Origin of the sequence: Amaricoccus sp., assembly GCF_047602525.1 — a bacterium.
In the GTDB taxonomy this organism is placed as follows: Bacteria; Pseudomonadota; Alphaproteobacteria; order Rhodobacterales; family Rhodobacteraceae; genus Amaricoccus.
The window spans coordinates 3,301,790-3,320,033 of record NZ_JASGHB010000001.1 but is presented as its reverse complement, the minus strand read 5'-3'; the positions used below and the strand labels follow the sequence as shown (position 1 = coordinate 3,320,033).

Here is an 18,244-nt window from a genome sequence, read left to right as displayed (position 1 = left end):
ACAGACGGAGCCACCCATGGCCGCACCAGCCCCAGAGACGATCGAAGTCACCCAGAGCCGCGTCGCCTGCGACGGCAGTGGCGGCGCCAGCGGCCATCCGCGCGTCTGGCTGCAGATCGACCCGGAAAAGGGATATGTGGAGTGCGGCTATTGCGACCGCCGCTATGTGCTGAAGCCCGGGGCGGCTTCCGGCGAGCACTGAGCCCGCTGCAACGCCTGACGGCGCCCGCGGGTGCGGGCGCCGCCGGCCGTCAGGTCACTTCGTCAGGCTGTCCTGGCAGGCACGCAGCGATGCGATGGCCGGATCGACGTCGTCGAGCGGCACGATCACCCGGTGATCCTTGTCGTAGGTGACGGTCATCGCGTCGTAGTTGCCGAGGCTGTAGATGAAGTCGGTGTTGTCGACCGGCACCACGGCGCCGCCGAAGCCCGCCTGGTTCTGCCCGGTGAAGGTGCCCTTGAACACCCGCTCGCCAACCTTGAAGGTCGCCGGGATCGACTGCCCCGGCTTGATGCCCTCGTAGCCCTGCACGTAGATCGCGAGATATCCCGAGGGCGGCGTCGAGGTGGCGTTGATGCCCATCCGAACCTGGGAGTTCGGGTTCACGAACTGCCGCGTGGCGACGCAGCCCGGCCCCGACTCGCCATTCTTGGTGATGACCCAGTTGCCGACCGTCTCGGGCTTGGCGAACCGGTCCATCGCGGCGCAGGCGCCGAGCGCCAGCGCGCCGGCGAGAAGCAGCGTCATCGTTCTCATGGTCGTCCCCTGTTCCTGCTTGGCCGGCTCCAAGGCCGTGCCGGTTGGACGCATCCGCATCGGTGCGCCGTCCCCTGCCATAGCAACTCAAGGGTGTGTCGATCAAGATTCCGTTCCCTGACGCAACCCGGGAGAATCGCAGGTATTCCGCCGCGGCTGGACGGTGCCGAGGCGGGACGGCGCGGTCGGGCCGGCTCCCGCCGGGCATTGCCCCCCCTCCGCCACATCGCTAGACCCGGCAAGAGAACGAGCAGGGGGAGCGGCCGATGCGCGGCGGGCAGACGAGCGGAGGCCGGGCGTGAGCTTCGCCAAGGGCAGCCACCTGCACCTGATCGACGGCTCGGGTTTCATCTTCCGCGCCTACCACGCCCTGCCGCCGCTGACGCGCAAGTCGGACGGCCTGCCGATCGGCGCGGTCGCGGGCTTCTGCAACATGATCTGGAAGATGCTGCAGGAGACCCGGGGCGACGATGCGCCGACCCATGTGGCGGTGATCTTCGACAAGTCGGAGCAGACGTTCCGCAAGGAGATCTATCCGGCCTACAAGGCGCAGCGCCCCGATCCGCCGGACGACCTGAAGCCGCAGTTCCGCCTGATCCGCGAAGCGACGCGCGCCTTCAACCTGCCCTGCATCGAGATGGACGGCTTCGAGGCCGACGACATCATCGCGACCTATGCCACCCGCGCCGCGGCGGCCGGCGGGCGCGTCACCATCGTCTCGGCCGACAAGGACCTGATGCAGCTGGTCGGCCCCGGCATCGAGATGTTCGACACGCTGAAGAACCGCCCGATCGGCCCGGACGAGGTGGTGGAGAAGTTCGGCGTCGCGCCAGACCGGGTGATCGACGTGCAGGCGCTCGCAGGCGACTCGGTCGACAACGTGCCCGGTGCGCCCGGCATCGGCATCAAGACCGCGGCGCAGCTGATCGGCGAGTATGGCGATCTCGACACGCTGCTGGCGCGGGCGGAGGAGATCAAGCAGCCGAAGCGGCGCGCCACCCTCATCGACTTCGCCGAGCAGATCCGCATCTCGCGCGATCTGGTGACGCTGCGCCGCGACGTCGACGTGCCCGACGCCATCGAGACGCTGGAGGTGCGCGAGCCCGAGGCGGCGCGGCTGCTCGACTTCCTCGCGGTGATGGAGTTCCGCACCCTCGCCACCCGGGTGGCGCAGAAGCTCAAGGTCGAGGCGCCGGTGATCGGCGACACCGCCGGTCTTGCCTCGCCCGCGCCGGACGCGCGCAGTCCCGCTGCCGTCGAACCGCCGCCGGTTCCGCCGATCGACCGCGCCGCTTACGTCGTGCTGCGCGACGAGGCGGCGCTTGAGGCCTGGCTCGCGCGGGTTCACACGCGCGGCGTCCTCGCGCTCTCCGTCGAGGGCACCGCGGACGAGGTGACGGGCGACATCGCCGGCATCGCTCTCGCGATCGGCCCCGGCGCCGCCGCCTACCTGCCGCTCGGCCACGTCAGCGAGGCGGGCACCCTCTTCGCCGCAGAGGGCCAGTTGCCGCCCGGCCTCGCGCTCGCCCGGCTGAAGCCGCTGCTCGAGGATCCCGCGATCCTCAAGATCGGCCACGACGTGAAGCGCGCGGTGAAGCTGCTCGCCCGGCAGGGGATCGCGCTGGCGTCCGTCGACGACACCATGCTCCTCTCCTACGCGCTGCACGCCGGCCTGCATGGCCACGGCCGCGACACGCTGGCGGAGGAAATCCTCTCGCACCAGCCGCTCGCCCGCAAGGCGCTGCTCGGCGGCGGCCGGGCCGCGCTCACCTTCCGCGAGACCCCGATCGCCGACGCCGCCACCCATGCCTGCGAAGACGCCGAGATCACCTGGCGCCTCTGGGACGCGCTGAAGCCGAAGCTGCCGTTCGCCCGCGTGACCCGCGTCTACGAGACGATGGAGCGGCCGCTCGTGCCCGTGCTGGCCGAGATGGAGCGCGCCGGCATCCGCGTCGACCGCGCCCGCCTGTCGCGCCTTTCGGGCGACTTCGCCCAGCGGATGGCCGCGCTCGAGTCCGAGATCCACGGCCTCGCCGGCGCGCCGTTCAACATCGGCTCGCCGAAGCAGCTTGGTGAGGTGCTGTTCGACCAGATGAGCCTCGCCGGCGGCAAGCGCGGCAAGACCGGCGCCTACGGCACCGGCGCCGACGTGCTGGAGGAGCTGGCGGCGCAGGGCCACGACCTGCCCGCCCGCGTGCTCGACTGGCGCGCGCTGTCGAAGCTGAAGTCCACCTACACCGACACCCTGCAGGACGCGATCAACCGCGAGACCGGCCGGGTGCATACCTCCTACCAGATTGCCGGGGCCGCAACCGGACGGCTGGCCTCGACCGAGCCCAACCTGCAGAACATACCCGTGCGCACCGACGAGGGCCGGCAGATCCGCGAGGCGTTCGTGCCCGAGGCCGGCAACGTGCTGCTGTCGCTCGACTACAGCCAGATCGAGCTGCGCATCCTCGCGCACATGGCCGACATCGGTGCCCTGAAGCAGGCGTTTCTCGACGGTCTCGACATCCACGCGATGACCGCCTCCGAGATGTTCGGCGTGCCGATCGAGGGGATGCCCTCGCACATCCGCCGTCAGGCGAAGGCGATCAACTTCGGGGTGATCTACGGCATTTCCGCCTTCGGCCTGTCGAACAACCTGCGCATCCCGCGCGCCGATGCCCAGCGCTTCATCGACACCTATTTCGAGCGCTTCCCCGGCATCCGCGAGTACATGAACCGCACGGTGGCCTTCGCCAAGGCGCACGGCCATGTGGAGACGCTGTTCGGGCGGCGCATCCATACGCCCGAGATCAATGCGAAGGGTCCGCACGCCGGCTTCGCCTCGCGGGCCGCGATCAACGCGCCGATCCAGGGCTCGGCGGCCGACATCATCCGCCGCGCGATGATCCGGGTGCCCGACGCGATTTCCCGCCTGCCCGCCCGGATGCTGCTGCAGGTCCACGACGAGCTGTTGTTCGAGGTCGCGGAGGACGCCGCGGCCGAGACCGCCGAGGCGGTCCGCGCGGTCATGGCCGAGGCGGCGCTGCCGGCGGTCGCGCTCGACGTGCCGCTGGTGGTGGATGCCGGCTGGGGCGAGAGCTGGGCCGCCGCCCACTGACACCGATCGCATGCGGATGAGCTGACGCCCGGAGCCGCGCGCTCCGGGCGTCGCCGTGTCTGTGCCTGTGCGCGCAAAATCTTGCGCAATCGTTTTGATGCTGCTAGCTCTCCTCCCGAGGCAGCGTGGACTGCCAGCCGGGGAATGAAACGATGGGGCGCAGGGCCGGTTTCTGGCGTGATCTGCCATGGTGACGATCACCGAGGTGGCCGCGGCTGCGGGCGCGTCGACGTCGACCGTTTCCCATGTCCTGAACGGCACCCGGCGCGTCGCTCCCGCGACGGCGGAGCGGGTGGAGGCGGCGATCCGCGCCGCCGGCTATGCACCGAACATGCTCGCCCGCGCGCTCAAGGTCGCCTCGACCAACGCCGTGGGGCTCGCCATCTCGACTATCGCCACCCCCTATTTCGCGACATCGTGTGTGCCATCGAGGCGCAGTGCGCCAAGGCCGGCCTGATGGTGCTGCTCGCCGACACCCAGGACGATCCCGGGCAGGGGCCGGGCTGGTCGTCCGGCCGCACGCGCTCGGCGGAGGACGCCGAGGCGGTGCTCGCCCGCCTGCTCGACGCGCCGGAGCCGCCGACGGCGCTGGTCGCGGGCAACAACCTCGTCACCGTCACCGCAATGCGCGCCGCGCGCGCGAGCTAGCCGTGCCGGCAGACCTGTCGCTGGTCGGCGTCGATGATTTCGAGTGGGCCGACTGCTTCGAGCCGCGGCTGACACTGGTGGCGCAACCTTGCGCCGAGCTTGGCCGGCAGGCCGCGTCGCTCCTGATGGAGCGCATCCGCGAGCCCCACGGGCCGCGACGCCACGTCCAGCTGGCGGCGGAAGTGAAATTGCGTGATTCGGTGGGGAGACCGCGATGACGGCACCGCTCCTGACGATGCAGGGCGTGACGAAACGCTTCGGGGGCGTGCAGGCGCTGCGCGGCGTCGACTTCGACCTGCGCGCTGGCGAGATCCATGCGCTGCTCGGCGAGAACGGCGCGGGAAAGTCGACGCTGATGGGCGTCCTCTCCGGTGTCCACGCCCCCGACGAGGGCACGGTCTCGATCGACGGCAGGCCCGTGCGCTTCGGCAGTCCGCGCGATGCGCAGGGCGCGGGCATCGCGACGATCTTCCAGGAACTCGACCTCGCCCCCGGCCTCGACGTGACGGCGAACCTGTTCCTCGGGCGGGAGCTGACCTCGGGCGGCTTCCTCAGCTTCGGCGCCATGCGGGCCGAGGCGCAGCGGCGCCTCGCGGCGCTCGAGATGGCGCTCGACGCCGACACCCGGGTCGCCGACCTCTCCATCGGCCAGCGGCAGGTCGTGGCCATCGTCAAGGCGCTGTCCTACGCCGACCGCGTGCTCATCATGGACGAGCCCACCGCGGCGCTCACAACCGGCGAGGTGGAGCGGCTGTTCGGGATCATGCGGCGGCTTGCCGCGAAGGGCGTCGGGATCGTCTACATCTCGCACCGCCTCGAGGAGGTGCCGCAGATCGCCGACCGGGTGACGGTGATGCGCGACGGGCGGGTGGTCGGAACGCTGCCCGCCGATGCGCCGCAGGGCGAGCTGGTGCGGCTGCTGGTCGGGCGGCCGCTCGACGAGCTGTTCCCGCCCCGGGCCGCCACCACCGGCAAGCGCCTGCTCCGCCTCGCCGGCGCCGCCTACCAGCCGAAACGCCCGCGCGCCGGCTGGCAGGCGCCGGAGGACGTGACGCTCGACGTCCACGCCGGCGAGATCGTCGGGCTTGCCGGGGTCATGGGTGCGGGTCGCACCGAGCTGCTCTCCGCGCTCTTCGGCGCCGGGCCCGCCGGCCGCTGGCGCGGCACGGTCGAGGTCGACGGCAGGCCCGCCGATCTCTCCTCGATCCGCGCCGCCCGCCGCGCCGGCCTCGCCTTCGTCACCGACGACCGCCGCGGCACCGGCCTGATGCTGCGCATGGCGGTGGCGAAGAACCTCGTCATGTCGATCCTGCGCCGGATATCTCCCTCCGGCCTCATGTCGCCCGGGCGGGAGGTGGCGGCGGTGCAACGCTCCTACGGGCAGTTCGACATCCGCCCGAAGAACCCCGCCATCCCCGTCGGCGCGCTCTCCGGCGGCAACCAGCAGAAGGTGGTGCTGGCCAAGGAGGTGCTGGACGAACCGCGGCTCCTGCTCCTCGACGAGCCGACGCGGGGCGTCGACGTGGGCGCCAAGGGCGAGATCTACGCGCGGCTGCGCGAGCTTGCCGGGCAAGGGCTCGGCGTCCTCGTCGCGTCCTCGGAAATGCCTGAGCTCATCGGCCTCTGCGACCGCATCGTGGTGCTGCGCGCGGGCCGGAACGTCGCCGCCTTCAGCGGCGCGGTCGATGAACACACCGTCCTCGAGGCGGCAAACGGAAGGGTCGCCTGATGACCGAAGCCAAGCCCCTCGCGGCCCCCGAAGCCCGCAAGCGCGACCCGCTCGCGCTCCTCGTCCGCTTCCAGAGCCTCATCGGCCTGGTGCTGGTCGCCCTCGGCGGCATCATCTTCTCGCCCCGGCGCCACGGCGAGATCCTGTTCCTCGCCCCGGACAACATCGCCAACATCGTCCGCGCGGTCAGCGAGACCGGGATCATCGCCATCGGCATGACCTTCGTCATCATCACCGCCGGCATCGACCTCTCGGTCGGCGCGCTGCTCGGGCTCTCCTCGGTCGTCACCGCCACGATGATGATCTCCGGCGGCTTCGGCCTCGTGCCCACCCTGCTCCTCGTGCTGCTCATGGGCACCGTCTTCGGCGCCGCCCAGGGCACGATCTCGACCCGCTTCCGGCTCGAGCCCTTCATCGTCACCCTCGCCGGCCTGCAGGCCGCGCGCGGCCTCGCGCTCGTCGTCTCGGACAACCAGTACATCAACATCTCCTACGGCGACGGCCCCGGCCTCGCGCCGCCGGTCTTCGCGGTGCTGGGCGAGCGGCTGTTCAACAACACCGTCCCCGTGGCGACCCTCGTCTTCATCGCTTTCGCCGCCGTCGCGACCGTCGTGCTCAACACCACCCGCTTCGGCCGCTATGTCTTCGCCGTCGGCGGCAACGAGCGCGCGGCGCAGCTCTCGGGCGTGCCCGTCACGCTGGTGAAGACCTCGGTCTACGCCATCACCGGCTTTGCCGCGGCGCTCGCCGGCATCGTCCACGCGGGCCAGTTCAACTTCGGCAGCGCCAACGACGGCACCGGCTACGAGCTGACCGCGATCGCCGCGGTCGTCATCGGCGGCACCTCGCTCTTCGGCGGCTCGGGCTCGATGGTGGGCACGGTCGCCGGCACGATCATGCTCGGCGCGCTCGCCAACGTGCTGCAGCTCAACAACATCACCCCGGCCCTGCAGCTGCTCGCCACCGCGGCGATCATCGTGCTGGCGGCGGTGCTCCAGTCTCTCGTTCGCCGCCGCGAGGGCCTGCGCTGAAGAAGCGGCTTGTCGATCCACAGGAGGACCCCATGAAGACCCTCGTCCGCACGGCCCTGCTCGCCGGCTCCGCCCTGGCGCTCGCCGGGACGGCCTACGCCGCCGATCCGATCTCGAAATACTGCAAGAAGGACGGCGAGTTCCTGATCGGCTTCAGCCAGGCCAACAACGCCGAGCCCTATCGCCAGCATGTCAACGACGAGCTGACGGCGGCCGCGGCGGCGGTGCCGCAGTTCACGCTGCAGATCGCCGACGGCCAGGGCAACGTGAACACCCAGACCTCCCAGGTCGACAACTTCATCACCCAGAAGGTCGACCTGCTGCTGATCTCGCCCTTCGAGGCGGCGCCGATCACCCCGGCGGTGAAGCGGGCGATGGATGCGGGCATCCCGGTGATCGAACTCGACCGCAAGACCAATGGCGAGCCCGGCAAGGACTACACGGCCTTCATCGGCGGCGACAACTACAAGATCGCGCTGGCGGCGGGTGAATATACCGCAAAGACCCTGCTGCCCGAGGGTGGCGAGGTGGCCGTGCTCCAGGGCCTGCCGAGTTCCACCCCGGCGGTGGAGCGGCTGAACGGCTTCAAGGACGGCGTGAAGGGGAATCCGAAGATCCAGGTCGTCGCCGAACAGGCCGCCGACTGGCTGCCGGACAAGGCCCAGACCGCCTTTGCCGCGATGCTGCAGGCGCATCCGGACATCAAGATGGTCTACGCCTCGAACGACATGATGGCGGCCGGTGCCCGGCTCGCCGCGAAGGGGGCCGGCAAGGCGGACGGTGACATCAAGATCATCGGCACCGACGGCCTGCCCGGGCCGGCCGGCGGCATCCGCGCGGTGGCCGAGGGCGAGTGGGCCGCGACCTTCACCTATCCGACGGGCGCGAAGGAGGCGATCGAGATGGCGAAGTCGATCCTGCTCGACTGCGCGACCGAGGTGCCGGCAAGCGTAACCGTCGACACCACGGCGATCACGCCGGAGAACGCCAAGTCGATGATGACGAACTGAACCGCGGCGCCCCTCGGGTGCTCCCGGGGGGCGTCGCATCGGCAGTCGCGCTCAGGCGGCGGCCTCCAACGCGCTGCGGTATCCCCCCGCGTCGAGGAACGCCGCCTCTTCCGGCGTCGACGATCGGCCGAGCGCGTCGTTGCGATACGGGAAGCGCCCGAAGCGGCGGATCACCGCGCGGTGTGCGCGGGCACGGTCGAGCGTCCCGCCACGGCCAAGGTTCAGCAGCACCAGCCGGACGCACTGGTCCTGATCCGACGAGACTTCGGAGTGCATGAGGGGCAGGTAGAAGAACTGCCTTTCCGGCACCGGAGTCGCCTTGTCGAAGCCGGCCGCGATGGCATCGCGTGCCACGGCGCGCGCGTGGGCGTCCGACGCGAACGCCCGGGCGTCGCCCCGGAACATGTTGCGCGGGAACTGGTCGAGCAGCACGGTGAGCGCCAGGCACGACCGCGCCACCGCCCGCCACTCGTGCAGTCCGCCGGCGCGCGCGCTCTCCCAGAGCGTGCCCCACCGCTCGGTGATCTCGCGATCAACCGCGTCGTCGACCTCGTACCACCCCTTTGGACCGATACTGGTCCAGAACTCGAGAATTTCTTCGGCGCGCGGGTCCATCGACCTTCTCCGCAGTTTCCATCCCGGCACCCAGTTTCCGCCACCGCGCGGCAAAAGGGAAGTGGCCCGAAAGAACGGGCGTGCGCGCCTCAGACCGGCTCCGTCGCGTCGCCGGCCGCGTCGCCGGACCCCGACTCGGTCGCCCGGAGCGCATCGCCCCGCTCCACCGCCACCTCGCGCGACAGCTCGAGCACCACGGGCGAGGCCGTGGGCGAAACCGCGGTATAGGCGACCGCCGTCTCCTCCGGCGCGGCGCGACGGGTCATGCGCCAGGCGGCATAGATGCCCATCAGCGCGAACAGCCCGCCGACGTAGCCGAAGAAGCCCCAGCCGCCGAACCGCGTCAGCAGGAGCCCGATGACGAGCGGCCCGAGCATCGCCCCCGTGCCGTTGATGAACAGCAGCCCGCCGGAGGCCGCCGCCATGTCGGGCGGCGCGAGGAAGTCGTTGGTGTAGGCGATGATGAGCGAATAGAGCGGGTTCGCCACTCCGCCGATCACGAACCCGAGGATCAGCACGACGGTGTAGTTGTCGGCGAGGGCCGCGCCGCCGAGGGTGACGGTCGCGCCGCCGAGGGTGAGTGCCAGGATCAGCTTGCGCCGGTCCATCCGGTCCGAAAGCCATCCGACCGGCACCTGGAACGCGAGACCGCCCACGTAGATCGCCGCCACGAACGCCGAGATCTGGGCGACGCTCAGCCCGGCGACCGTGCCATAGACCGAGGCCATGCCGAAGATCGCCGCATAGACCCCGCCGAGCAGGAACGTCCCGACGCAGCCGAGCGGCGAGATGCGGAACAGCGCGCCGAGGCTCATCGGCTGGGTCGTGCGATAGGCGGGCGCCGAGCTGGCGGTCAGCAGGATCGGCGTCACCCCGAGCGAGACGAGCACCGACATCGCCACGAAGAGCGTGTAGCCGGCGGGGTTCGCGAGGTTGAGCAGGAACTGCGCCGAGATGATGCCGAGCATCTGCACCACCATGTAGAGCGACAGCGCCTTGCCGCGGGTCTCGTTGGTCGCCGCGTCGTTCAGCCAGCTTTCGGCGACGACGTAGACGCCGGAAAACGCGAAGCCGACCAGCGCGCGCATGGCGATCCACACCCAGGGGTTCGGCGCCACGGCATAGATCAGGAATGCCGCCGAGATCAGCGAGGCGAGCGCGGCAAAGACGCGGACGTGCCCGACGCGGGCGATCATCGCGGTCGCCCGGCGCGAGCCGACGAGAAAGCCGACGTAGTAGGCGCTCATCACCCAGGCCATCGTGCTGGCGTCGAAGCCCTCGATGCCGCCGCGCACCCCGAGCAGCGTCCCCTGCAGGCCGTTGCCGACGAGCAGCAGCAGGATGCCGAACAGCAGGGCCCAGGAACTGGCGAGGACGGTCAGCATGAAGGGCCCTCAGATCCCGTGCGGCAGGAGCAGCGACGAGTCGCCATAGGAGAAGAAGCGATAGCGCGCCGCGATGGCGTGAGCGTAGACCGCGCGCATCCGCCCGAGACCCATCAGGGCCGACACCAGCATGAGCAAAGTCGACTTCGGCAGGTGGAAATTGGTCATCAGGCCGTCGGTCGCGCGAAACACGTGCCCGGGCCGGATGAAGATCGAGGTCTCGCCGGTCCACGGGCGGATCCCGCCCGCCTCCGCCGCCGCCGTCTCGATGAGCCGCAGCGCCGTGGTGCCGACCGGGATCACCCGCCCGCCGGCGGCCCGGGTGGCGCGGATCGCCTCGACCGCCGCCTCGCCGATCTCGCCCCATTCGGCGTGCATCCGGTGGCTCTCGATGTCGTCGACCTTCACCGGCAGGAAGGTGCCGGCGCCCACATGCAGCGTGACCCGCGTGGTGGCGACGCCGCGCGCCGCCAGCGTCTCCAGAAGGCCGGTGTCGAAGTGCAGCGAGGCGGTCGGCGCCGCCACCGCGCCGGGCCGCCGGGCAAACACCGTCTGATAGTCGTCGCGGTCCTGCGCGTCGGCGGCGCGGCGCGTCGCGATGTAGGGCGGCAGCGGGATCTGCCCCGTCTCGGCCAGCGCCGCCTCGAACGCCGCGCCCTCGCGGTCGAAGGCGAGGATGACCTCCGCGCCGTCCTTCTCCCGTACCGCGGCCGACAGCGGCCCGAAGTCGATCCTGTCACCGGGCGCGAGGCGCTTTCCCGGTCGGGCCAGCGCCCGCCAGAGGCCGCCGGTGGTCACGCCGACCAGCGTGGCCTCGATCGTCGCACCGGCGCCGCCCGGCCGCTCGCGCCGGCCGGTCAGGCGGGCGGGGATCACGCGGGTGTCGTTCAGCACCAGCAGATCGCCGGGACGGAGCCAGTCCGGCAGGTCGGAGACGTGCGAATCGTGCATCTCGCCCGGCCCCACGACCAGCAGGCGCGACGCCGGGCGCGGCCGCGCGGGGCGCAGCGCGATCAGCTCTTCGGGGAGGTGATAGTCGAACTCGTCAAGCCGCATCGCACACCAGACCAGGGACGCCCGCAGCGTTTCCCGGAAATCGCCTCCGCACGCAACCCGGCCCATCGAGCCCGGCCCGTCAAACCCGGCCCGTCAAACCCGGCGTCAGACCACGGCGTCATACCCGGCGTCGCCGCTGTCGAGCAGCTGGCGCAGGCGGGCGAGGCTCGTGGCGAGGCTCGCCCCATCGACCGACGAGAACGAGATGCGCACCCGGCGGAACGCCCGGTCGACCGGCGCCGGCTTGAACTCGTCCTCGTCGTCGATCAGCAGATCCTCGGCCATCGCCGCCGCCTTGAACGTCCCCGGCAGCCATGTTTCCGGCAGGCGGAGCCAGAGATAGGGCGCCGTCGGCACGGACAGGAAGTCGTGGCCGGCGAAGGCGGCGCTGGCGATGGCTTGCCGGTCGGCGAGCTCGGCGAGCGTCCGCGCCCGCAGGTCGGCCGCGTGCCCGCCCAGCACCATGCGCGCCGCCGCCTCGGCGAGCAGGAAGGGCAACCCCCCCATCGTTATCTTCTGCACCACGCGCAGCCGGTGCAGGAGCCGCGGCGGGCAGGCGATCCACCCGCCGCGCAGGCCGGCGGCAACAGCCTTCGAGAGCCCGCCGAGCACGAACGTCCGCTCCGGCGCGAAGCTCGCGAGCATCGGCGTCCGGTCATCGGCGAGCGCGCCGTAGATGTCATCCTCGATCAGCCAGACGTCATATCGCGCCGCGATGCGGGCAATCGCCCGCCGCCGGTCCTCCGGCATGATGGCGAGCGTCGGGTTGTGCACGGTCGGCATCAGGAAGGCGAGCTTCGGGTGCTGCTGGGCGCAGACGCGCTCGAAGGCGTCCGGGATCATCCCGTGCGCGTCCATCTCCACCGTCGCGATGCGCCGGCCGATCAGCCGCGCCCCGCGCGCGACCTGCGAATAGCTCAGCTGCTCGAAGACGATGCGGTCGCCCGGCGCCGTGACGGCCGCCATGGCGGTCAGGGCGCCGGAGTGCGCGCCGAGCGTCGAGAGCACGCTGTCGGCCGCCGGCATCCATCCGCTGCGCCCGAGCCAGCGCCGGCCCGCCTCGGCCCAGCTGGCCGGGAAGGTGCGCGAATAGCTCGCGACCTCGAGCGGGTGGTCCCGGGCGATGCCGGCCAGCACCTCGCCGATCACCGCCCCCTGCCCCAGGTCGGGCGCCGCAGTGGAGTCGAGCCGCTGCTTGCCCGGCGCCACCTCGTCGGTGCGGGTGCCGGCGACGTCGGGCGCAACCTCGGTCATCGCCGCACCGGACGGCGCGGGCCGGGGCAGCACGTAGGTGCCGCGCCCGACCTCGCCGCTGACGAGCCCGCGCTCGCGGAGCAGCGCATAGGCACGGCCGACCGTGCCGATCGTGACCCCGAGGTCGTAGGCGAGATCGCGTTGCGGCGGCAGCTTCGCCCCCTCCGGCGCCGCACCGCTGGCGATGGCTGCCTCGATGCCGTCGGCGAGCCGGCGGTAGAACGCGCCCTCGCCACCTGCGGGTTCAGGGATCCAATTTGTCATGGTGGCAATTGTATAGGCTGCGAGGTGCATCGGATCAATGGTAACAATCCGGCGGGCAATCGACTCGATATTTGGGGTACAATCATGCTGGAAAAGGTGACAATCGGCTGGCGCCCGGTGTGGGACGTGCGGTTCGGCGACATCGGTGCGCGGCTCGTGGCGTGGCACGGCCTCTGGCGGTCGCGGGTGGTGCTGATGCGCCTCGACGCGGCGGCGCTCCGCGACGTCGGCATCACCCGCGCCCAGGCAGAGGCGGAGGCGCGGCGCTCGCCGCTGGTCGACTGACGCCCGATCCCTCCGCCGGGGCCGCGCCGACCCGGCTTGTAACCCGAGCCGGATTGTCGTCCCTTGCGACGGCCATTCCAGGAGGGAGATCTTGGCCATGCTCGACGTCGGCGACCCGATTCCCGAATTCTCGCTGCCCCGCGACGGCGGCGGCACCGCCGGCCCGGCGGACTTTCCGGGCAAGACACTCGTCATCTACTTCTATCCCAAGGACGACACCTCCGGCTGCACCAAGGAAGCGATCGGTTTCAGCGAGCGCGCCGACGACTTCGCCGCCGCCGGCGCCGTGGTCCTCGGCGTCTCGAAGGACAGCGTGGCGAGCCACGACAAGTTCCGCGACAAGCACGAGCTGAAGGTCATCCTGCTCTCGGACGAAACCGGCGAGGTGGTGGAGCGCTTCGGCACCTGGGTGGAGAAGTCCATGTACGGGCGGAAGTACATGGGGATCGACCGCGCCACCTTCCTCGTGACCGGCGGCGTCGTCCGGCAGGTCTGGCGCAAGGTCAAGGTGCCCGGCCACGTCGACGCGGTGCTGAAGGCTGTCAAGGCGGCCTGACGCGCCGCCGATTCATCGATTCCCGGGCGCACCCTCCGGCTACCGAAAACACGGTGGCCGACAATGCGCTGATTCAAAACGATCATTTTTCCAAATTTATATCTTGCAAATCTCGATAAAGTATATCGAGATTAAGAGGTCGAACGATGGAGGGCCGCATGATGGATAGGCACGATCCAAACCCCACCTGGCTTCGCGATGTCGCCCGCAGGCGCTCAGCACAAGTCGCTGTTGCCAGGATCGTCGCGCCCCCATCGTTCGACAGCACCTTGCGGCACCTGCTGGCCGGGATCGCATCCGCACTGGCCCTCGGTCGCCCGGCGTCCGCATGCTGGCACGGCACGCATCGCCACGCACGCTGACGACGCACTGAACGGCGCCGATCCCCGGGCACCCGCCCGGGCGGTGCGAAGGAACCACCCCAACCCGCTCCCCCCGGGGGGGCCGCGATCGCAGGAGTTCCAAGGGATGACCCGCACGACCACCCTCGCCGCCGACCCGCATGCCGACGTCCACTCCGACCGCGTGCCGGAGCGCGGCGCCGCTTCGGCCGTCCGTTCCGCGGTGCAGTCGCTTTTCGCCCGGCTCGGCGCGGGGACTGCGGCCGACGACCCGGAGCGCGCCCGGCTGATCGAAGGGCTCGCCGGCCTGCCGCCGGCAGAGCGGGTCCGGCGCGGCGCCGACAAGGCCCGCCGCGCCAGGGCCGAAGCCACCTTCCGCACCGTCGAGGGCGGCGGTCCCGCGGCCCTCGCGCTCGCCTTCGACGTCTTCAGCGATCACGTCGATACCGTCGAGCGCCGGCTGGAGCGTCAGGCCGAGGCGCTGAAGGCGATCCAGCTCTACGCCCCCGACCCGTGGGTCCGCCGCATCGCGCAGCAGGCGCTGCTCGACAATGCCGCGCCGCTCGAACTGCCGTCGTTCCTCATCGACAGCGAGGACGACCGCATCCCGCTCGAAGTCTTCCGCTTCATCGGCTGACATCGCTTACCGGTGACAGCGGAGGTCGAGGGACCCGCCCGGACCGGCCTGCACAGCCGGCTCCGGGCGGGATCTTGTCCGGCCCTCGCAAAATGACGGGTTTCGGCCTCCGGCCGGCGCCGCTATAACCCACGCGAATTGCGGGGGAAGGTCCGGCCATGGGAAATGTCGTCGTCGTCGGCGCCCAGTGGGGTGACGAAGGCAAGGGCAAGATCGTCGACTGGTTGAGCGAGCGGGCCGACGTCATCGCCCGCTTCCAGGGCGGGCACAACGCCGGCCACACGCTGGTCATCGACGGCACCACATACAAGCTCTCGCTGCTCCCCTCCGGCATCGTCCGGCCGGGCAAGCTCAGCGTCATCGGCAACGGCGTCGTGCTCGACCCCTGGGCGCTCGTCGCCGAGATCGCCAAGCTCGCGGCGCAGGGCGTGGCGATCTCGCCCGAGAGCCTGCTCGTCGCCGAGAACGCCCCGCTGATCCTGCCGCTGCACCAGGACCTCGACCGCCTGCGCGAGGAAGCCGCCGGCGCGGCCAAGATCGGCACCACCGGCCGCGGCATCGGCCCGGCCTACGAGGACAAGGTCGGCCGTCGCTCGATCCGCGTCGCCGACCTCGGCGACGCCGACACGCTCGAGACCCGCCTCGACCGCCTGCTCGCGCACCACGACCCGCTGCGCGCCGGGCTCGGCGCCGAGCCGGTCGACCGCGCCGCGCTGCGCGCCCAGCTCGACGCGATCGCGCCGCAGGTGCTGCCCTACGCCGCGCCGGTCTGGCACATCCTCGCCGAGAAGCGTCGCGAGGGCCGGCGCATCCTGTTCGAGGGGGCGCAGGGCGCGCTTCTCGACATCGACTTCGGCACCTACCCTTACGTCACCTCGTCGAACACGCTGGCCGGGATGGCCGCGACCGGCACCGGCATGGGACCGGGCGCCGTCCACTTCGTGCTCGGCATCGTCAAGGCCTACACCACCCGCGTCGGCTCCGGCCCGTTCCCGGCCGAACTGACCGACGAGATCGGCCAGCGGCTCGGCGAGCGCGGGCGCGAGTTCGGCACCGTCACCGGCAGGAAGCGCCGGTGCGGCTGGTTCGACGCGGCACTGGTGCGCCAGACCTGCATGACCAGCGGCGTCAACGGCATCGCGCTCACCAAGCTCGACGTGCTCGACGGCTTCGACGAACTGAAGATCTGCACCGGCTACGAGATCGACGGCGAGCGGATCGACTACCTGCCCGCCGCGGCCGCGCAGCAGGAGCGCGTCGTGCCGGTCTACGAGACGATGGAGGGCTGGTCCGAGACCACCGCGGGCGCGCGCTCCTGGGCCGACCTGCCGGCGCAGGCGATCAAGTACGTCCGCCGCATCGAGGAGCTGATCGACTGCCCGGTCGCGCTGCTCTCCACCAGCCCGGAGCGGGACGACACCATCCTCGTCACCGACCCGTTCGCCGCATGAGCCTGAGCTGGCGGGCGCGGCGGCGCTGGTCGCTCGTCCTGCTCCTCGTCGGCCTGCCTGCCTACGTCGTCGCGGCGGTGAGCCTGCTCGCGCTCATCGAGCGGCCGTCGATCTGGATCGAGCTGCTGGTCTATGGCGGCCTCGGCGTGCTCTGGGCGCTGCCGTTCCGCGCCGTCTTCACCGGCATCGGCCGCGACGATCCAGAGGCCGGCACCGACACGCCGCCCCACGAGCAACCCTGACGCCACAGCGGAGGAGACCGGCATGACAGCATCAAGGACGGCCGCGGCGCTCGCGCTCGCCGCAGGGGCGATGGCCGTGGCGATGGCGGGATCCGCCCGCGCCGAGGAGGTCGGCGAGGTGACGACCGCGTTCAAGATCCTCGGGGCCAACCACAAGATCGTCGTCGAGGCGTTCGACGACCCCGAGGTCGAGGGGGTCGCCTGCTTCATCAGCCGCGCCCGCACCGGCGGCATCAAGGGCAGCCTCGGGCTGGCCGAGGACACGTCCGACGCGGCGGTCAGCTGCCAGCAGACCGGCCCCGTCACGTTCCGCGACACGCTGGACGACGGCGAAGAGGTCTACTCCGCCCGCGCCAGCATCCTCTTCAAGCACATCCAGGTGGTGCGGTTCTACGACAAGGCCCGCAACACGCTGGTGTATCTCACCTACTCCGACAAGCTGGTCGACGGCTCGCCGAAGAACAGCATCTCGGCCGTCGCGATCCACGACATGGCGCCCACGACCCCGGCGACGGCACCGGCCCGGTGACGACGCCGCTGCGTGACGGCGCCCGCGTCGTGACACCCGCGCCGTGAGCGACGACCGGCCCGTGCTCTACCGCGCGTCCGGGCCCGTCACGCTGGTCGGCGGCGGGCCGGTTCCGGCGGACAGGCTCGCCGCGGCGCTGGCGCTGGCGCCGGAGGTGGTGGCGGCCGACGGCGGCGGCGATGTCGCGCTGCCCGGCGGCGCGCGCCTCCGCGCGGCGATCGGCGACATGGATTCCCTTGCCGGGGCGGAGCGGCTGCGCGCCGCGGGGGTGCCGGTCCACCGGATCGCCGAGCAGGACACGACCGACCTCGAGAAATGCCTCTATTCCGTCGAGGCGCCGCTCTATCTCGCGGTCGGGTTTCTCGGCGGCCGGCTGGACCATACGCTCGCCGCGCTCACCGCGCTGGCGCGCCGGCCGGCCGGGCGGGTGCTGCTGATCGGCGCCGAGGACGTGGCCTTCCTCTGTCCCGTCCGCTGGCAGGCCGCGCTGCCTGCCGGGGCGCGGGTGTCGCTCTGGCCGCTCGGCCCGGTCGAGGGACGCTCCGGCGGGCTCCGCTGGCCGATCGACGGCCTGAGCTTCCGGCCCGACCTGCGCACCGGAACCTCGAATGAGGCGACCGGCGGGCCGGTCAGCCTCGAATTCGATGCGCCGCGGATGATCGTCCTCCTGCCGGCCGATCTGCTCGGCCTGGCGGTTGCGAGCGTCCGCGGCGCGGGCTGAAGGCTCAGCCCTTGGCCTCGGGGGCGATCGTCACCGCCACGGCCTCGGTCATCGACACCAGCACCCGCGACCCCGCGCCACGCCGGCTCGCGAAGCCGCGCAGCTCCGGCGGCACGACCGCCTGCCGGGTCATGCCGTCGGGCGTGCGGAAGGTGGCGATGCCGTTGTTGCTGTCAAAGTTGACGACAGTGACGACCATAGAGGTGTTGGTCGCGGCCATCGCGCCGGGCTTCCCGCCTTCGGGCGCCCGGCCGGCGATCGCGGCCTTCTGCACTTCGCCGGTGTCCGCGGGATCGGCCATGCTGACGGTGGTGGCGCGGAAATAGTCCATGCGCACCGTGTCGCCGGCCTTGAGCTGGCCGAGGTTGCGCACCTCGGGGCCTGCCGCCACCTGCGTGGTGGTGCCGTCTTCGCCGCGCAGGACGACATGGCGCGTGGCCTGGTCCACGGAGACGACGGTCGCCTCGGTGGTCACCATCGTCGACGCGGTGTTGTTGCTGCGCGGCCCGCTGATTTCCGCGCAGCCGGCCAGGGCAAGCGCGAGCAGGCCCGAGGCAATCGCGTGTCTGAGTTTCATGGTCCGTCCCCTTTCGGCATCCGCCTGTCCAGCGGGCGCCTCACTTAGCG

The 18,244-nt window shown here is 71.2% G+C and carries 21 protein-coding genes; 15 read left to right on the top strand and 6 right to left on the bottom strand.

The window, feature by feature from the left end; genetic code table 11:
- Positions 1–16 precede the first annotated feature (16 nt).
- On the top strand, positions 17–202 hold the full coding sequence (locus QM699_RS17020) for a zinc-finger domain-containing protein (RefSeq protein ID WP_415012218.1): 186 nt from the start codon (positions 17–19) through the stop codon (positions 200–202).
- 54 nt (positions 203–256) lie between these two features.
- Here the strand turns inward: QM699_RS17020 and QM699_RS17015 are convergent, their stop codons facing one another.
- On the bottom strand, positions 257–757 hold the full coding sequence (locus tag QM699_RS17015) for a hypothetical protein (RefSeq protein WP_415012217.1): 501 nt from the start codon (positions 755–757) through the stop codon (positions 257–259).
- Positions 758–1,055: 298 nt separating this feature from the next.
- Here QM699_RS17015 and polA point away from each other — a divergent pair, with 298 nt between their 5' ends.
- From polA to QM699_RS16980, 7 genes are all read left to right on the top strand, one after another.
- Positions 1,056–3,863, top strand: coding sequence for a DNA polymerase I (polA, locus tag QM699_RS17010; protein WP_415012216.1), 2,808 nt, complete (start codon positions 1,056–1,058; stop codon positions 3,861–3,863).
- A 187-nt stretch (positions 3,864–4,050) separates the two neighbouring features.
- Entirely contained in the window at positions 4,051–4,320 is a 270-nt protein-coding gene (locus QM699_RS17005) for a LacI family DNA-binding transcriptional regulator (protein WP_415012215.1), read from the top strand.
- Positions 4,320–4,511, top strand: a complete 192-nt coding sequence (locus QM699_RS17000) for a hypothetical protein (protein WP_415012214.1) — start codon at positions 4,320–4,322, stop codon at positions 4,509–4,511. The genes QM699_RS17005 and QM699_RS17000 overlap by 1 nt, the downstream gene beginning before the upstream one ends.
- Positions 4,512–4,513: 2 nt before the next feature.
- Positions 4,514–4,729, top strand: a complete 216-nt coding sequence (locus QM699_RS16995; RefSeq protein ID WP_415012213.1) for a substrate-binding domain-containing protein — start codon at positions 4,514–4,516, stop codon at positions 4,727–4,729.
- Positions 4,726–6,240: a sugar ABC transporter ATP-binding protein gene (locus QM699_RS16990; RefSeq protein ID WP_415012212.1), complete on the top strand. Its 1,515-nt coding sequence runs from the start codon at positions 4,726–4,728 to the stop codon at positions 6,238–6,240. Before QM699_RS16995 ends, QM699_RS16990 begins: the two co-directional genes overlap by 4 nt.
- Positions 6,240–7,271 carry an ABC transporter permease gene (locus QM699_RS16985; protein ID WP_415012211.1) on the top strand — a complete coding sequence of 344 codons (1,032 nt, stop codon included), beginning with the start codon at positions 6,240–6,242 and terminating at the stop codon, positions 7,269–7,271. The genes QM699_RS16990 and QM699_RS16985 overlap by 1 nt, the downstream gene beginning before the upstream one ends.
- 32 nt (positions 7,272–7,303) lie before the next feature.
- On the top strand, positions 7,304–8,281 hold the full coding sequence (locus QM699_RS16980; RefSeq protein ID WP_415012210.1) for a substrate-binding domain-containing protein: 978 nt from the start codon (positions 7,304–7,306) through the stop codon (positions 8,279–8,281).
- A 51-nt stretch (positions 8,282–8,332) separates the two neighbouring features.
- Here QM699_RS16980 and QM699_RS16975 read toward each other — a convergent pair whose 3' ends face one another.
- The 4 genes from QM699_RS16975 to QM699_RS16960 all read right to left on the bottom strand — a co-directional run bounded on the left by QM699_RS16975 (position 8,333) and on the right by QM699_RS16960 (position 12,855).
- Positions 8,333–8,896, bottom strand: a complete 564-nt coding sequence (locus tag QM699_RS16975) for a DUF924 family protein (RefSeq protein ID WP_415012209.1) — start codon at positions 8,894–8,896, stop codon at positions 8,333–8,335.
- 89 nt (positions 8,897–8,985) lie between these two features.
- Complete coding sequence (locus tag QM699_RS16970) at positions 8,986–10,281, bottom strand: MFS transporter (protein ID WP_415012208.1); 1,296 nt, start codon at positions 10,279–10,281, stop codon at positions 8,986–8,988.
- Between the two features lie 9 nt (positions 10,282–10,290).
- Positions 10,291–11,337, bottom strand: a complete 1,047-nt coding sequence (gene queA / locus QM699_RS16965) for a tRNA preQ1(34) S-adenosylmethionine ribosyltransferase-isomerase QueA (protein WP_415012207.1) — start codon at positions 11,335–11,337, stop codon at positions 10,291–10,293.
- Positions 11,338–11,442: 105 nt separating this feature from the next.
- The gene (locus QM699_RS16960) at positions 11,443–12,855 is read right to left on the bottom strand and encodes a PLP-dependent aminotransferase family protein (RefSeq protein ID WP_415012206.1); all 1,413 of its coding nucleotides are present in this window, start codon (positions 12,853–12,855) and stop codon (positions 11,443–11,445) included.
- An 84-nt stretch (positions 12,856–12,939) separates the two neighbouring features.
- On the opposite strand from QM699_RS16960, the gene QM699_RS16955 reads away from it, so the two are divergent.
- The 7 genes from QM699_RS16955 to QM699_RS16925 all read left to right on the top strand — a co-directional run bounded on the left by QM699_RS16955 (position 12,940) and on the right by QM699_RS16925 (position 17,617).
- On the top strand, positions 12,940–13,140 hold the full coding sequence (locus tag QM699_RS16955) for a DUF1127 domain-containing protein (RefSeq protein ID WP_415012205.1): 201 nt from the start codon (positions 12,940–12,942) through the stop codon (positions 13,138–13,140).
- A gap of 97 nt (positions 13,141–13,237) precedes the next feature.
- A complete protein-coding gene (locus tag QM699_RS16950) occupies positions 13,238–13,696 on the top strand; it encodes a peroxiredoxin (protein WP_415012787.1) in 459 nt (152 codons plus the stop codon).
- A 468-nt stretch (positions 13,697–14,164) separates the two neighbouring features.
- On the top strand, positions 14,165–14,674 hold the full coding sequence (locus QM699_RS16945) for a hypothetical protein (protein ID WP_415012204.1): 510 nt from the start codon (positions 14,165–14,167) through the stop codon (positions 14,672–14,674).
- A gap of 158 nt (positions 14,675–14,832) precedes the next feature.
- A complete protein-coding gene (locus QM699_RS16940; RefSeq protein WP_415012203.1) occupies positions 14,833–16,125 on the top strand; it encodes an adenylosuccinate synthase in 1,293 nt (430 codons plus the stop codon).
- Entirely contained in the window at positions 16,122–16,367 is a 246-nt protein-coding gene (locus tag QM699_RS16935; RefSeq protein WP_415012202.1) for a DUF2842 domain-containing protein, read from the top strand. Before QM699_RS16940 ends, QM699_RS16935 begins: the two co-directional genes overlap by 4 nt.
- A 22-nt stretch (positions 16,368–16,389) precedes the next feature.
- Positions 16,390–16,896: a CreA family protein gene (locus QM699_RS16930; RefSeq protein WP_415012201.1), complete on the top strand. Its 507-nt coding sequence runs from the start codon at positions 16,390–16,392 to the stop codon at positions 16,894–16,896.
- A gap of 43 nt (positions 16,897–16,939) precedes the next feature.
- The gene (locus tag QM699_RS16925) at positions 16,940–17,617 is read left to right on the top strand and encodes a thiamine diphosphokinase (protein ID WP_415012200.1); all 678 of its coding nucleotides are present in this window, start codon (positions 16,940–16,942) and stop codon (positions 17,615–17,617) included.
- A gap of 4 nt (positions 17,618–17,621) precedes the next feature.
- Here the strand turns inward: QM699_RS16925 and QM699_RS16920 are convergent, their stop codons facing one another.
- Positions 17,622–18,194 (bottom strand): hypothetical protein, encoded by a 573-nt coding sequence (locus QM699_RS16920; protein WP_415012199.1) that lies wholly within the window; start codon positions 18,192–18,194, stop codon positions 17,622–17,624.
- Positions 18,195–18,244: the final 50 nt, after the last annotated feature.